Origin of the sequence: Embleya sp. NPDC005575 (assembly GCF_040605455.1) — a bacterium.
Classification (GTDB): Bacteria; Actinomycetota; Actinomycetes; order Streptomycetales; family Streptomycetaceae; genus Embleya.
The window spans coordinates 1-13,299 of sequence record NZ_JBEXCV010000201.1 but is presented as its reverse complement, the minus strand read 5'-3'; the positions used below and the strand labels follow the sequence as shown (position 1 = coordinate 13,299).

Here is a 13,299-nt window from a genome sequence, read left to right as displayed (position 1 = left end):
GTCGCCGGTCACCGCGACCGGGCGACCGGCCACGACGGCCCGTGCCGCGCCCACCCAGGCGGTCCGGCCGACCAGGGGCCGGCACAGCTGGTGCCCGCGGTCGAGGTCGAACACGCGCACCGTCGTTCCCCACCCGGCGGTGCCGGCGACCACGACCGGCCGGCCGCCGACCAGCGCCGTGGTCACCGCGTCCACAGGTCCGTCGTGCCCCGTCAGCGGCTCGCCGATCGGCTGCTCGGGAACCAGCGCTCGGACCCACGGCGCGGCACCCCGACCGTCGGCATCCGCGCCGGTGGCGGTCGAGGCGGCGGCCGCACCGCCCGGCGCGACCGGACGGCGGGCTGCCGCCCAGGGGCCGGTCACCCAGTCCAACCGCCACCGCGAAGGGAGTTCGCGCCCGGCAGGGTGTTCCGCCGACATCGGCTCCGTCGATGTGCCGTCGCCGCCGCGGACGTCATCGACATCGCCCGCCGCGAGCCAGGAAATACCATCCTGCACAACATTGGACATATCACCATTGTGCCCGGCCTCACCCACCGGACGCACGGCCGCCGAGCCGGTGCGTGCCCGAGAAATCGACGACCCGATCCGATCTCCCGCCCGCGTTCCACCCCCGACTCGACGTCGGCCCACACGTACCCGTCGCCGTCCCCGCCTCGGATGCCGAATCCGGTCGCGGCCCCCACCTACACCGTCAGCACCACCTTTCCCTCGGCCGCCCGGCTCTCCAACGCGGCATGCGCCTCCGCCGCCCGGGCCAGCGGGAAGCGGGTGATGGTCGGGACCAGCACGCCCGCGGCCGCCTCGTGCAGCGCCCGGGTGGTGGACTCGCGCCAACCGCCGGGCGGCACCATGTTCGGGCCGATCGCCCAGGTCGCGGTCAGTTGTCGCTCGACCAGGTCGCGGGTGCCGATCTCGGTCGGCTCGCCGGAGGCCCACCCGTACATCAGGAACCGCCCGCCGGGCCGAAGCAGTTCCAACGCCTGTCTGCCCAGCGTGCCGCCGACGCCGTCCAGCACGACGCCGACCTCCCACCCGGCCAGGGCCTTTCGCAGCTGCTCGGGCCACGGACTCCCGCGCCCGCGCGCCGCCGGCCGGCGCACAGGGCTGGGATCCCGTCCCTCCGAACAGGCCCCGGGCGTGACCGAGGCCGCGCGCAAGTGCCGTGTGCCCGACGCGAGATGATCACCGCATGCACCAGATCATCTTGATGTCCGATCCGCGCGTGGCCGCCATCCCGGTGCGGGACTGCGACGAGCCGATCGTGGACGTCCGCCTGGACGGCTCGCTGCCGGTGGACCTGCGGCAGGCGGAGCACGCCGCCGCGTTCTCGTTCTTGCGGGTGGGCGTGCTCGACCGATTGATCAAGGCTCAGGCGGCGCTGCCGCACGGGCTGCGACTGCTGTTCGTCGAGGGGTATCGGCCGCCATCCCTGCAACGGCGCTACTTCGAGGAGTACGCGGCCGAACTGCGCGTCGCCAACCCCGACTGGTCCGCCGACCGGATCCACGTCGCGGCCAGCCGCTACGTCTCGCCGCCCGACATCGCCCCGCACAGCGCCGGGGCGGCGGTCGACCTGACCCTGGTGGACCCGGACGGGCACGAACTCGACCTCGGCACCCCGATGAACGCCAGTCCCGAGGAGAGCGACGGCGCCTGCTACACCGGGGCCCGGAACATCACCGCGGCTGCCCGCGCCAACCGCGACGTGCTCGGCACCGCCCTGACCGCCGCCGGCCTCGTCAACTACGCGACCGAGTGGTGGCACTGGTCCTACGGCGACCGCTACTGGGCGCTGGCCACCGGGGCCGAGGCCGCCCTGTACGGGCCTCGCGAACTCGACTGACGGCGGCTTCGGGCGCCCGAGGGCGACGGTGGACGCCCGAAGCCGACGGTCGGTAGCGAATACGTGACCATCGGCGATCATCGACTCGGCGATTCGGCGCATTTTTTCCGGGATGTGCGGGGACGGGCAACGGACATGCGGTCGTACACGACACGTCATCTGTTCTTCGCTCCTTGGTTCCCCCGGGACTGATGGACTCTGCCGCGTCGGCAACGCGTCGACCTCGAAGGAGGAGAAATGCCGGATCTGCGTGTGTCCCGTCGTCATCTCGCGTGGGGTGCGGCCGTCGTGCTGGCCGCCGGCGTCGCCGTACCCGGCGCGGCGTCGGCGTTCGGTCAGGCGGATCAAGCCCGGCACGCGATCCAGGACGGATCGGCCAAGAACGTCATCCTGCTCATCGGTGACGGCATGGGCGACTCCGAGATCACCCTGGCGCGCAACTACTCGGTCGGCGCGGCCGGTCGGCTGAACATGGACCGCTTCCCGCTGACCGGCGCGTACACGACGTACGCGGTGGACAAGGAGAACCGTCCCGACTACGTCACCGACTCGGCCGCGAGCGGCACCGGGTGGGCGACCGGCCACAAGACGGTCAACGGGCGCATCTCCAAGACCCCGGACACCGACAAGGCGGTGCCCACCATCCTGGAGCTGGCTCAGCGCAACGGCTACGCCACCGGCAGCGTCACCACGTCCGAGCTGACCGATGCGACCCCCGCAGTGCTGGCCGCGCACGCCACGGACCGCAGCTGCGCGGGCCCGGCGGACATGGCCAAGTGCCCGACCGACACGATCGCCGCCGGCGGCCCCGGCTCGATCGCCGAGCAGAGCGTCGCGCACAAGGTGGACGTGCTCCTGGGCGGCGGCAAGGCGCGCTTCGACCAGACCATCACGCAGGGTCCGTTCGCGGGCAAGACGGTCACCCAGCAGGCTCAGGCACAGGGCTACCAGGTCGTCACCGACGCCGACTCGCTCAGGGCCGCCAAGGCCGGCAAGCCGGTGCTCGGCCTGTTCGCGCCGGTCAACGTGCCGGTCGAGTGGACCGGCAAGGCGGCTGCCGTCGGCGGTACCGAGCCGCAGCGCTGCGTGACCTCCAACCCGGCCCGCCCGGGCGACACGCCGACGCTGGTGCAGTCCACCGCCAAGGCACTGGAGCTGCTGGAGGCCAAGCAGGCCGGCCGCGGTCACGACCGCGGCAAGGGCTTCTTCCTCCAGGTCGAGGGTGCCTCGATCGACAAGCAGGACCACGCCGCCGACCCGTGCGGTCAGATCGGTGAGACGGTCGCGTTCGACCAGGCGGTCAAGCTGGCCCGCGACTACGCGGCCAAGCACCCCGACACGCTCGTGGTGACCACCGCGGACCACGGCCACACCAGCCAGATCGTGCCGCTGGAAGCCACCCCGCCGGGTCTGTCCTCGACGCTGGTCACCAACGAGGGTGGACAGCTGAAGGTCAACTACTCGACCAACACCCCCGGCAAGTCGCAGGAGCACACCGGCACCGAGGTGCGGATCGCCGCGCAGGGCCCGCAGGCCTACCGAGTGCTGGGCGTGACCGACCAGACGGAGCTGTTCACCACGCTGCGGACGGCGCTGCGACTGCGCTGACGCGAAAACGCACGACCCGATGCGCGGCCTCGGCCGCCGCCGCGGCCCGCAGGCATCCGCCTGCGGGCCGCGGCGCGTTCGGGGATCGACCCGATCCGGCCGGGCGGGCCCGTCGGCGCGAGCGAACCCGCGGATAGGGTGCGTTCTTCGGATCATCCAAGGAGGCGGCACGTGGTCCACATCGACAGACTCACGCCGGCGGACCGGGCGGACTGGCAGGTCCTGTTCGAGGGCTACAACTCCTTCTACGAGCGCACCCTGGCCCCCGAACTGTTCGACCGGGCCTGGACGGCGTTCCAGGAGGACAACGGGATGTATGTGGACGCTGCCTGACGCGCTCCGTGTTTGCCGGCGTCAGGCTCGGGCGGGCCGGCCGGCGAGTTCGAGAACCATGGCGTTGTAGAACGGCGCGCCGTCCCACGGGTGGGACACGCCGACGGTGCGGTAACCCCACGACGAGTACGCGGATTGCGCCGGGGCCGCCTCCGGTTCCGGGCGGACGGTAAGTGTCACCCGTTGGACGTGCAGGCCCTCGAGTAGCGCGGCGTGGAGAGCAGCGGCGAAACCGCGGCGGCGCCACTTTTCACGGACCGCGAGTTCGAGGATCACCCACGTGCGGTTGCCGTCCTCGCGCTTGAAGTCGTCCGCGAGGACCTGGTCCACGTTGTTCCACCACCCGGTGTCGCGGGGGAGAAGGTATCCGTACGTGAACCCGATGACGCCTTCGCCGTCGCGGGCAATGATCAAACGCATCCCCGGCCGCTGCGTGTGGAAGAGGTAGTGGTCGATGAACTGGGCGACGTCCGAGGGGCCTTCGCTGTACGGCGGTTCGGCGTAGACCTCCTCGTAGGCCGGCAGGAAGGCGTCGAGCTGTCCTGCGGCCTCCTGGCCCTCGTATCGCTCGTACGTCACCTCGGTCATCACGCTGCCCCCTTCGTTTTCACGTATTCGGCCAATTCGTCGGTGGCCTCCCGGCCGGAGACGGCGTCGACGGCGCGCAGCGAGCCGACCACCTCGGTGAGACGTCGCATGACGCGTCCCGATTCCACCTCTTCCAGGTCGGTCAAGCTTGCTGTGGCTTGGGCGGCGCCTTCGTCGACTTCCCCGGCGCCGATCAGGCCCCGGGCCAGAGTGAGGCGGTACAGGGCACGGTTGCGTCCGTAGTTGGCCTCCTGATGGGCAAGCGCGGCTCGCAAAAACGCGGTTGCCGCTTGGTGGTGGCCGAGTTCGGTGTAGAGGAGTCCCTGCGCGTAGTCCAGTTCGGCATGCCCGTGGAAAGCTGCCCACTCGGGCGAGGGGCGCCCGCGCCCGTTGCGGTCGACGAGCCGCAGGGCGTCGCTCATGCGACGTCGAGCGGATGTGTCGTCGGCCAGCAGCGACAAAGCGCGCGCTTCCCGGGCGGCGATGAGGGATTGCAGGACCGGCGACCCGAGGCGGGTCGCGCGGTCCTGGGCGGCGCGGGCCAAGTCGAGGCCGTCGCGGGGCCGTCCCTCGTGGCACGCCTGGAGACTCATGGAGGAGAAGACCAGGATTTCGAGGTTCGTGTCGCGGAGCATCGTGGCCGTCGTCAGGGCCTCGCCCCAATAGCGTCGCGCGTCTTCCTGCTTGTCGGCGTCGTAGTACAGCCAGGCGCAGTGCTCGGCGACTTCCCCCGAGAGGAGGCGGAGTTGACGGCCGATCGTGTCCGGGTAGTTGCTGGTGTTGATGATGCGACGGACTCGGCTCAGGTGGCGGACGGCCAGGGATCGGACGTCGCTGCCGCCGTACGTCGCGTCGAGCTGGAAGAGGACGTGAAGGCCGGCCCGGAGTTCGAGCAGATGTGTGGTGCCGATGGCGCCGGTGCCTCCGGCCGGGCTCAGGGGGGACCACGTGGGCGGGCAAGCTCAATGCGGAGGCTGCGCCGATGGAGTCGGCCAGGAAAGCCCGTCGGTCCACGCCGGTGCCCTTCTGCGCGAGGAGTGGTGCACTCCCCGCGGTGACACCTGGCGGTGGTCCAGGAAACCCGATCTCGCTTGGGCAGACGGCGAACATGGCGTGGAGGGTCCGCCAGACGCGCGCCCGGGGTGCAGGTGGGTCGGGTTGACGCCACCGGCGGTAGTGGCGGTCCGTCAGGGTGACCGCTTCGCCGAGCAGGTGTGCCGCAGTGTGGAAGGCCCGCAGAAATTCCGCCGGCTTGTCCCAGCCGCGCGCGCTACAGGCGTGTTCGGATCAGCCTCTGATCGCGGCGACCCTCGGCGACTCCCGTGGTCGGGAGGCCGGCTGCCCGGCCGGCCGTGCGGGTCCTCGGCCGGGGACGGCCGGTGGCACCGCGCTCCACGCGGCCCGGCACCGATCGGGCCAGGGCGGGCACCCGGCAACCGAGACCGTCGGGCAACCGCCGCTGTCGCCGGACCGGTGAGGGCTGGGCCTCGGCGGTGATCCTAAGGTCTCCTAGGGTGGCTCCATGACCACGAGCATGGAGAACGGCACCTCGGGCACCGTCGGCGACACCGACGGCCCCTTCGACACCGGCCTGTTCGACGCACTGCGGGCGGACGCGATAACCGATCCCACGGGCCTGCGCGAACTCTACGAACAACCCGGCGCGGCGGCGGCCGCCAAGGAAACGGACCGGCTCACCGAGAAGACCCGGGCACTCGTCGGCTGCGCGTCGCTGGTCTTCGTGGCCAGCACAGACGCGCAAGGCCGCTGCGACGTGACCCCGCGCGGCGGGCCGGCCGGCTTCGTCGCCGTGCTGGACGACCGCACGCTGGTCATCCCCGACGCGACCGGCAACAAGCGCCTGGACACGCTGCGCAACGTGCTGGAGACCGGCCGGGTCGGGCTGCTGTTCGTGATCCCGGGTCGGACCACGACCCTGCGCGCCAACGGCCGTGCGTGTGTGTCCGCGCGGCCCGAATTGCTGGCGCAACTGACTGCCGTGGGCAAGCCGCCGGTGAGCGCCCTCGTGGTGGAACTGGACGAGGTCTATCCGCACTGCCCCAAGGCCCTGCTGCGCAGTTCGGCCTGGAAGCCCGAGGGCTGGCTGCCCGCCGACGCGCAGCCGAGTTCGGCCGAGGTGACGCTGGCCCAGCTACGGATGCCGGGGTTGACCATCGAGGACGTTCGGCAGGCGGAGGAGGACTCGCTCAAGTACCGCTACGAATAGCCGAGGCGGCCGGTGGACCCGCCGGCCCGGATCGACGGCCGACGGGTCGGAACCACCCAACAACCCCCGCGAATGCGAAAATTCTGCGAAACCCCTGCACGACACCTGGAGTACGCGCCCGTGGATGCCCTTCCCCCCGCCGATCCCACCGTGCTGCATCCGATGCCGGGGCAGCCGCGCGTGGTCCTGCTCAAGCCGTTGGTGACCTCACCGCTGATCGACGTCGGCGAATTCTCGTACTACGACGACCCGGACGATCCCACCGCGTTCGAGACCCGCAACGTGCTCTATCACTACGGCCCGGAGCGGCTGTTGATCGGCCGGTTCTGCGCGTTGGGCGAGGGCGTGCGGTTCATCATGAACGGCGCCAACCATCGCATGGACGGGCCCTCGACCTTTCCGTTCCCGATCATGGGCGGCTCCTGGGCCGAACACTTCGACCTGATCACCGGACTTCCCGGTCGAGGTGACACGGTGGTCGGCAACGACGTGTGGTTCGGCTATCGGTCCACCGTGATGCCCGGTGTCCGGATCGGTCACGGCGCGGTCGTCGCCTCCGGCGCGGTCGTGGTGGACGACGTCCCGCACTACACGATCGTCGGCGGCAATCCGGCCCGCCCGATCCGCGCCCGATACAGCCCGGCGGACATCGCCCACCTGCTCGAACTGGCCTGGTGGGACTGGCCCATCGAACACATCACCCGCCACGTGCGGACCATCATGTCCGGCACGGTCGCCGACCTGGCGGCGGTCGCACCGGACGCGGGCGCGCGCTAGCGCGAATCGGCGCAAGCGCGCGGGTGTTGTGGGGTGGCGTGGGTGCGGGGCCGGTCGGGTGGCGCGCGCGACGCGGGGCGGGGTTCGTGAGGCGGGCGTGACCGGGGGACGGACCGGCGGCAGGCCGGGTGTGGTGGTGTGCGGTGGCCGGGACCGTTGGTGTGGGCGGTGTCGGCGTGTGGGTTCAGGGGGCGGGGCTGCCGGCTGCGAGGAGGGTTTCGGCCAGTCGGCGGGCCCGGTCGGCCGGGGCGGGGGTGCGCTCGCGCAGGGCGGTGACGATGGCGCCGTCCATCAGAAGAGCGAACTGCCTTGCCTGTAGAGCCGGTTCGGGCACATCGGCGCCGGTCAGAAGCTGTTCGAGGTAGTCGACCACGTGTTCCTTGTGTGCCGCCGCGACGCGGTGCGCGGGACTGTCCGGGTCGGCGGACTCGATCATCGTGTTGATGAACGCGCAGCCCCGGAAGTCGTTGTGCGCGAACCGCTCGGCGAGCGCATCGAAGACGGCGAGCGGGTGGCCGCCCAGCGCCTCGACCCGCTCGGCGAGCCAATTCCGCCAACGCCGGTCGCGCGCCTCCAGGACGGCGACCACGAGGTCGTCCTTGCTCGGGAAGTGCCGATACAACGACGCACGGCCGACGCCCGATTGGGCCAGGATGCGTTCGATGCCGACGGCGCGGATCCCCTCCGCGTAGAAGAGTTCCTCGGCGTTGGCGAGCAGGCGGTCTCGGGCGTTGACAGGCACGTTCTGATCCTAACTCCCCTTGACCAAAAACGGTACCGCTCAGTACCGTCTGCAAAACGGCACCGATCGGTACCGTTTTTGTTCGGCTCCAGCACACACCGGGGGTCCGCATGTCGTCCACACCCGCCCCGTCCACCGCTTCGGCGGTCGACCACGGCAAGCCCGACAACGAGGAACTCCTCGGGCGGGTCACGAAGCAACTCGGCCGCGTGCCGAACCTGTACGCGGCGCTCGCGAGCGGCCCGGCCGCCTTGGAGGGCTACCTCGCGATGCGCGACCACCTCACCCGGGGTGTCCTGCGTCCGCGCCTGCGCGAGCAGCTCGCGTTGCTGATCGCTCAGGAGAACGAGTGCACCTACTGCGTCAGCGCGCACTCCTTCCGCGGCGGCCTGATCGGACTGACCGAGGAGCAACTCCGAGCCACCCGTGACGGGCACGACGCGGATCCGCACGCCGACGCGGTCCTGGGTCTGGCTCGCGCGATCGTGCACACCCGCGGCCGGGTCACCGACGCGGACCGGGCCGCGGCCCACGCGGCCGGCGTCACCGACGCCGAGCAGGCCGAGATCGTCGCGCACATCGCACTGAACACGCTGTCCAACTACTACAACCACCTGGCTCGCCCGGAGCTGGACTTCCCGGAGGTGCGCGCATGACCGAAGGTACGGAAAGGGCCACGGGCATGGCCACAGGCATGGGCACGACCGCAGATACGGCCGGCGGCGAAGGCAGCGCCTCGGCCGAAACACGACCACGATCGGAGACACAGCGATGAATCGCATCTGGCACGACGCGTCCGTCGAGCTCGTCGACCACTATGCGGTGATCGGCGCCGACGGCACGCCCACCGCCTCGGTGCCGGCCGCCCGGGTCGCCATCGAGGGCGGTTTCGCGCACCTCGACATCCCCGGCACCGGTGTCGTCCAGGTCGTCTCGGCCCCGGCCATACGGCTGATCACGTACCGCGTGGAGCGCGCCGGGGACTGAACGGGCCCGGGCGCGCCGGCCGGTACGGGGGTACGGCCGACGCGCCCGGTCGACACCGCGTCCGGCATGCGCGCCGGCGAGTTCGGGTAGGCGCGATGAGTTTTCCCGGCCGCTCCGGTCCACCCTTCATGGACTCGAACGACGACGCGCAAAGGAGTCACCCATGACACCGGACCTGCAACCTCCCGCCGCGGCCATCGCCGGGCTCGTGGCCGGGCTCGACGACTCGCGACTCGACGATCCGACGCCGTGTACGCAGTACGCGGTCCGCGATCTGCTCTCCCACCTGGTCGGCCTGACCGCCGCGTTCCGCGCCGCGGGGCACAAGGAGTCGGGTCCGCTGACCGCCACCGCCCCCGGCGGCCCGATGCCCCCGCTGGATCCGGACTGGCGGATGATCCTGCCCCGGCAGTTGGACGAGTTGGTGGACACGTGGCGCGAGCCGGGCGCGTGGAAGGGAATCACCCGGGCCGGTGGGGTCACCCTGCCCGCCGAGATCATGGGGCTGGTGTGCCACAACGAACTCGTGCTGCACGCTTGGGATCTGGCTCGTGCGCTGGGACGGGAGTACGCCGTGGACTCGGCGAACCTGGAAACCTCCATGGCGTTCCTGACCCCGGCGCCGGATGCCGAGGACGCCCCCGACACGCAGGCCCTGTTCGCCCGCGCGGTACCGGTAACTGCCGACGCCACGCTGCTCGACCGGGTGGTGGCCCGGGCCGGTCGCCCGCCGGCATGGCAGCCGGCGACGGCATAGCCCGCCCGGGCCCGGCGGCGAGATGCCGGACGCGACGAGGCGAACCCACCGCGTGCGCCCGGTCGGCGTGCCGGCGAGCGCTCCCGTCCGGTCCGCGGCGCGCATCCGGCCGGGGGCGGACAACCGTCAAGGCATCGGTTCGGGGGTGCGCGGGTCGCGTCGGATGGCCACACGCGCGGTGGTGACGGTGGTGGGCGGGATCGGCGGCGGCGCGGCGGGCTCCGGCAGCGGCTCCGGCAGCGGCCGCGGGGCCCGACCCGGGCCGAATTCCAGGGCGACAACGTGTTCGCGCAGGGTGCGGTCGAGCAGTACGACGGAGGCCGCCTCCGGCACCACCGCGCTGCCCTGTACGGACAGCGCCAGCAGCAGCTGGGCCAGGCCGCGCCGGTGTCGGCCGAAAACCCGTCCGGGGACCCAGCGTCCGCGCTTCTCCTGGCCCGCCAACGCGTCGGCCGCGTCCACCGCGAGCAGCACCAGGTGCAGTTCGCGCCGCTGTCGGCCGGCGGATCGGGCCAGCCATCGGCGCATCCACGGCCGACTGCCGCAGTCGTGCACCAGCACCGGTCCCCCGTCGCGCACGTGCGCGCGCAGCCGCCGCATGTGTTGCAGCCGCACCCACGGGCGGTACACCGCGTACGGCAGCCATCCGGGCATCCGGGCCTGATACTCGACGTGCGCCGTGCGCGGGTCGATCACCGTCGCCGATCGGGACCAGCGGTTGAGCAAAGTGCTCTTGCCGCTGCCGGGCAACCCGGAGACCACCACGACGGCACCGGTCGGATAGCCCAACACGGCGGGCCCGCGCTCTCGCCCGCGCAGGTCGACGAGCCCGCGCGGGTGCAGCGGCAGCCCGGAGTCGGCTGCCCGGTCATTTGCGGCATCCGTCCGGTCCGGCCCGTGCGTCTCGCCCACTGTCGCCTCCCCCACAAGCGGACATCCTCACAGGTTGCGCCGCCTGCGGGGCGGCCGGGGCCGCCGACGACAATCATCGTCGACGCCCGGTGTCCCGGGGGGCGAACGCGCCGACAAGCCGCCCGAGCGGGCGGAGCGGCCACACCTTCGGGTGGCGGGCGCGGTTTCGCGCCGGGGATCAGCGGTCCTGGACGATCAGGGTCGTGGACGGAACGGTGACGGCGGTGAGTCGGAGTTCGGAGCATTTGTTCACGAAGCCGAACCAGGGCGATATCCGGCTGCTCGCCGGTCTCGGTGTCGAGGGTGACGCCCACCTCGGTGTCACCGTCCAGCACCGCTCCCGCGTCGCGGTCGACCCCACCCGGCTGAGAGGCACCGTCCTCGGCGGGGGGTGCCGTGGACGGTGCCTCTCGGGTGGGTTTGCGGGAAGGGCTGTCGGCGTCAGGACTGTTGCCCGTGGCGCTCCGCCAGCAGCGCCGCCAGCGTGGCGATGACGAAGTCGTCGGTGGCGTCCTTGTCGATCCCCAGGCCGGTGAGCACGCCCGCGCCGTCCTCCAACTCCAACAGCGCGAGCAGGATGTGTTCGGTGCCGACGTAGTTGTGGCCCAGCCGCAAGGCCTCGCGGAAGGTGAGTTCCAGGACCTTGCGCGCCGATTGGTCGTAAGGGATCAGCTCGGGCAGCGCATCGACACTCGGCGGCAACACCGCGGCAAGCGCCGCCTCGCGCACGGCCTCCGGGCTCACCCCCTGCGCGGCGAGGGCGCGTACGGCGAGCCCCTCGGGCTCCGCCGACAGTCCCAACGCCAGGTGCACCGGCGCGATTTCGGGGTTGCCCGCGGCGCGAGCCTCGTTCTGCGCGGCCATCACCACGTTGCGGGCCCGGTCGGTGAAGCGGCCGAAGCCCTGGCTGGGGTCGAGGTCGGCCTCGCCGAACGCCTTCGCGACGAAGCGCTTCTGCGCCGCCTGCTTGGTCACGCCCATGCTCGTACCGATGTCCTTCCAGGACGCCCCCGATCGGCGTGCCTGGTCCACGAAGTGCCCGATCAGGTGATCGGCCAGTTCGCCGAGGTGGTCCGAGACGATCACCGCGTCGGACAGCTGATGGAGGGCGTCGGAATGGGTCTTCTTGATGGTCTCGATGAGGTCGTCGAGCCGAACCGGATTCGTCATGCGCACGGGATTCTCCATGCGTCAACCGTAGGTTGACGATCGAGGTTCGTCAACCACAAGTTGACGCACGATGTGCGAATGCCGGAAGCGCCGCATCGGCGCCGCCCGCGGTTCACGTCGAGCGCGCAGGTCGCCTTCGAGCTCGAAGCGACGGACGGCAGCGCATCCGGGAACTGTCGACGACCGGGGCGCATGCCCCCGACTGAGCAGCGCCCTCCGGCATCCGCTCCCGACGGTTACGACCGAAGCCCGTCCGCCACCCCCGCCGAGCCCTTCCCCTCCCCGGGTCCGGCCGGCCCGTCCAGCATCGTGCGTGCCGAGCGCACCTCCCGACGCACGTCGGTGAGCGCGTCGTGCGGATCCTCGGCGGCGACCGGCGGCGCCGGTCGGGCGGGCGATTCACCGGTGCGCATCGAGGCCGCCAGTGCGCGCAGTTCGGCGGCCATGTACGCGGCCGCCTCCGGCGAGGGCGGCGGCGCGCCGTGCGCGGTGCGTACCGCCGCCGCCGTGCCGGTGTCGATCACCCGCTCGACCGCGACGATCAGCGGCCACCACGCCGCGGCCCGGGCGCCGGCCGGCGGCGGCTCGCCCAGCGCGCGCTGGAACTCGGTGCGGACATCGGAAAGGTCCCGATAGATCCGCCGCCGAGTCCGGGCCCGCGCCGCCTGATCGGTCCGCTCGTCGAACGCGCACTCGATGTAGCGTGCGGTGTCCTCGACCGCCGTGGCCAAACGCGCGCCCACCCGGGTGTGCCAGCTCTCCGGCCACAACACATAGCCCGCGACCAACACGATCGCGCAGCCGATCAGGCTGTCCACCAGGCGCGGCGCCAGCAGCCCGACGCCCTGGTGCCCGAGCAGGTCGGACAGGATCAGGATCAGCGGCGTGATCACCGCGGTCTGATAGCCGTAACCGCGCCGAGAGAGTATCGGCAGCGCTGCCGCGAGCACGAGCACGACCGGCACCTCCCACCCGCCGCGCGGTACGAACTCCAGGATCACCCCTGCGACCACCAGCCCTGCCGCGGTACCCAACGCACGCAGCAGGGCCCGGGAGAAGACCGAGCCGAAGTCGGGCTTGAGCACGAACGTGACGGTCAGCGGCACCCAGTACGAGCGCGGCACGTCCACCGTGGACACCAGCGCCTGGGCCACCCCGATGCACAACGTCAGCCGCAGTCCGTACCGCCAGGACTCCGCCGACACCAGCAGATTGCGCGCACCGGCGGCCACCCGCTCGGGCAACGTGTCCGGCCGGCCGACCCGATCGGGGGTGCGGTAGGCACCGGCGAGCGTCTCCCGCGCGTGCGCGATCGCGGCGGCGACCGCGCGGTCGGCGGGGTCGGCGGGACC

At 71.7% G+C, this 13,299-nt stretch carries 15 protein-coding genes and 2 pseudogenes; 9 read left to right on the top strand and 8 right to left on the bottom strand.

All coding sequences use genetic code 11. The annotated features are described in order from the left end of the window. Both ABZS54_RS38280 and ABZS54_RS38275 read right to left on the bottom strand, forming a co-directional pair. Nucleotides 1–510 (bottom strand): annotated as a pseudogene (locus ABZS54_RS38280) (hypothetical protein); the annotation flags it as partial. A 176-nt stretch (nucleotides 511–686) separates the two neighbouring features. Further along, on the bottom strand, nucleotides 687–1,103 hold the full coding sequence (locus ABZS54_RS38275; protein WP_355546738.1) for a zinc-binding dehydrogenase: 417 nt from the start codon (nucleotides 1,101–1,103) through the stop codon (nucleotides 687–689). A gap of 89 nt (nucleotides 1,104–1,192) precedes the next feature. On the opposite strand from ABZS54_RS38275, the gene ABZS54_RS38270 reads away from it, so the two are divergent. The 3 genes from ABZS54_RS38270 (at nucleotide 1,193) to ABZS54_RS38260 (ending at nucleotide 3,787) form a co-directional block, all read left to right on the top strand. Further along, complete coding sequence (locus ABZS54_RS38270; RefSeq protein ID WP_355546736.1) at nucleotides 1,193–1,846, top strand: M15 family metallopeptidase; 654 nt, start codon at nucleotides 1,193–1,195, stop codon at nucleotides 1,844–1,846. 237 nt (nucleotides 1,847–2,083) lie between these two features. Further along, nucleotides 2,084–3,454, top strand: a complete 1,371-nt coding sequence (locus tag ABZS54_RS38265) for an alkaline phosphatase (RefSeq protein ID WP_355546734.1) — start codon at nucleotides 2,084–2,086, stop codon at nucleotides 3,452–3,454. Between the two features lie 171 nt (nucleotides 3,455–3,625). Next, nucleotides 3,626–3,787, top strand: coding sequence for a hypothetical protein (locus ABZS54_RS38260; protein WP_355546732.1), 162 nt, complete (start codon nucleotides 3,626–3,628; stop codon nucleotides 3,785–3,787). A 21-nt stretch (nucleotides 3,788–3,808) separates the two neighbouring features. Here ABZS54_RS38260 and ABZS54_RS38255 read toward each other — a convergent pair whose 3' ends face one another. Together ABZS54_RS38255 and ABZS54_RS38250 are read right to left on the bottom strand one after the other, a co-directional pair. Beyond that, nucleotides 3,809–4,375: a GNAT family N-acetyltransferase gene (locus ABZS54_RS38255; RefSeq protein WP_355546730.1), complete on the bottom strand. Its 567-nt coding sequence runs from the start codon at nucleotides 4,373–4,375 to the stop codon at nucleotides 3,809–3,811. Further along, nucleotides 4,375–5,010: a hypothetical protein gene (locus tag ABZS54_RS38250; protein WP_355546728.1), complete on the bottom strand. Its 636-nt coding sequence runs from the start codon at nucleotides 5,008–5,010 to the stop codon at nucleotides 4,375–4,377. Before ABZS54_RS38250 ends, ABZS54_RS38255 begins: the two co-directional genes overlap by 1 nt. An 899-nt stretch (nucleotides 5,011–5,909) precedes the next feature. Between ABZS54_RS38250 and ABZS54_RS38245 the strand changes: the two genes are divergently transcribed. Together ABZS54_RS38245 and ABZS54_RS38240 are read left to right on the top strand one after the other, a co-directional pair. After that, nucleotides 5,910–6,602, top strand: a complete 693-nt coding sequence (locus tag ABZS54_RS38245; protein WP_355546742.1) for an MSMEG_1061 family FMN-dependent PPOX-type flavoprotein — start codon at nucleotides 5,910–5,912, stop codon at nucleotides 6,600–6,602. Nucleotides 6,603–6,764: 162 nt separating this feature from the next. Continuing rightward, nucleotides 6,765–7,379 carry a CatB-related O-acetyltransferase gene (locus ABZS54_RS38240; protein ID WP_355546740.1) on the top strand — a complete coding sequence of 205 codons (615 nt, stop codon included), beginning with the start codon at nucleotides 6,765–6,767 and terminating at the stop codon, nucleotides 7,377–7,379. Between the two features lie 184 nt (nucleotides 7,380–7,563). On the opposite strand, the gene ABZS54_RS38235 is transcribed toward ABZS54_RS38240, so the two are convergent. Continuing rightward, on the bottom strand, nucleotides 7,564–8,121 hold the full coding sequence (locus ABZS54_RS38235) for a TetR family transcriptional regulator (RefSeq protein ID WP_355546726.1): 558 nt from the start codon (nucleotides 8,119–8,121) through the stop codon (nucleotides 7,564–7,566). Between the two features lie 110 nt (nucleotides 8,122–8,231). On the opposite strand from ABZS54_RS38235, the gene ABZS54_RS38230 reads away from it, so the two are divergent. From ABZS54_RS38230 to ABZS54_RS38220, 3 genes are all read left to right on the top strand, one after another. After that, nucleotides 8,232–8,777, top strand: a complete 546-nt coding sequence (locus ABZS54_RS38230; RefSeq protein WP_355546724.1) for a carboxymuconolactone decarboxylase family protein — start codon at nucleotides 8,232–8,234, stop codon at nucleotides 8,775–8,777. 115 nt (nucleotides 8,778–8,892) lie between these two features. Then, nucleotides 8,893–9,108 carry a hypothetical protein gene (locus ABZS54_RS38225; protein ID WP_355546722.1) on the top strand — a complete coding sequence of 72 codons (216 nt, stop codon included), beginning with the start codon at nucleotides 8,893–8,895 and terminating at the stop codon, nucleotides 9,106–9,108. 163 nt (nucleotides 9,109–9,271) lie between these two features. Further along, nucleotides 9,272–9,865: a TIGR03086 family metal-binding protein gene (locus ABZS54_RS38220; protein WP_355546720.1), complete on the top strand. Its 594-nt coding sequence runs from the start codon at nucleotides 9,272–9,274 to the stop codon at nucleotides 9,863–9,865. A 126-nt stretch (nucleotides 9,866–9,991) separates the two neighbouring features. Here ABZS54_RS38220 and ABZS54_RS38215 read toward each other — a convergent pair whose 3' ends face one another. Continuing rightward, the gene (locus ABZS54_RS38215) at nucleotides 9,992–10,777 is read right to left on the bottom strand and encodes an AAA family ATPase (RefSeq protein ID WP_355546718.1); all 786 of its coding nucleotides are present in this window, start codon (nucleotides 10,775–10,777) and stop codon (nucleotides 9,992–9,994) included. Nucleotides 10,778–10,980: 203 nt separating this feature from the next. Here ABZS54_RS38215 and ABZS54_RS38210 point away from each other — a divergent pair. Continuing rightward, a pseudogene (locus tag ABZS54_RS38210) lies at nucleotides 10,981–11,142 on the top strand (MOSC domain-containing protein); the annotation flags it as partial. 76 nt (nucleotides 11,143–11,218) lie between these two features. Here the strand turns inward: ABZS54_RS38210 and ABZS54_RS38205 are convergent. Continuing rightward, nucleotides 11,219–11,965 carry a Clp protease N-terminal domain-containing protein gene (locus ABZS54_RS38205; RefSeq protein ID WP_355546716.1) on the bottom strand — a complete coding sequence of 249 codons (747 nt, stop codon included), beginning with the start codon at nucleotides 11,963–11,965 and terminating at the stop codon, nucleotides 11,219–11,221. Nucleotides 11,966–12,183: 218 nt separating this feature from the next. Then, the coding region (locus ABZS54_RS38200; RefSeq protein ID WP_355546714.1) for an FUSC family protein at nucleotides 12,184–13,299 on the bottom strand (1,116 nt) is incomplete at its 5' end.

Bases quoted from the DNA above. Each gene is read 5' to 3' on its own strand.
- ABZS54_RS38240 (WP_355546740.1), top strand. From the start codon at position 6,765: ATGCCGGGGCAGCCGCGCGTGGTCCTGCTCAAGCCGTTGGTGACCTCA.
- ABZS54_RS38230 (WP_355546724.1), top strand. From the start codon at position 8,232: ATGTCGTCCACACCCGCCCCGTCCACCGCTTCGGCGGTCGACCACGGC.
- ABZS54_RS38225 (WP_355546722.1), top strand. From the start codon at position 8,893: ATGAATCGCATCTGGCACGACGCGTCCGTCGAGCTCGTCGACCACTAT.
- ABZS54_RS38255 (WP_355546730.1), bottom strand. From the start codon at position 4,375: ATGACCGAGGTGACGTACGAGCGATACGAGGGCCAGGAGGCCGCAGGA.
- ABZS54_RS38250 (WP_355546728.1), bottom strand. From the start codon at position 5,010: ATGCTCCGCGACACGAACCTCGAAATCCTGGTCTTCTCCTCCATGAGT.
- ABZS54_RS38220 (WP_355546720.1), top strand. From the start codon at position 9,272: ATGACACCGGACCTGCAACCTCCCGCCGCGGCCATCGCCGGGCTCGTG.
- ABZS54_RS38205 (WP_355546716.1), bottom strand. From the start codon at position 11,965: ATGGAGAATCCCGTGCGCATGACGAATCCGGTTCGGCTCGACGACCTC.
- ABZS54_RS38265 (WP_355546734.1), top strand. From the start codon at position 2,084: ATGCCGGATCTGCGTGTGTCCCGTCGTCATCTCGCGTGGGGTGCGGCC.
- ABZS54_RS38245 (WP_355546742.1), top strand. From the start codon at position 5,910: ATGGAGAACGGCACCTCGGGCACCGTCGGCGACACCGACGGCCCCTTC.
- ABZS54_RS38270 (WP_355546736.1), top strand. From the start codon at position 1,193: ATGCACCAGATCATCTTGATGTCCGATCCGCGCGTGGCCGCCATCCCG.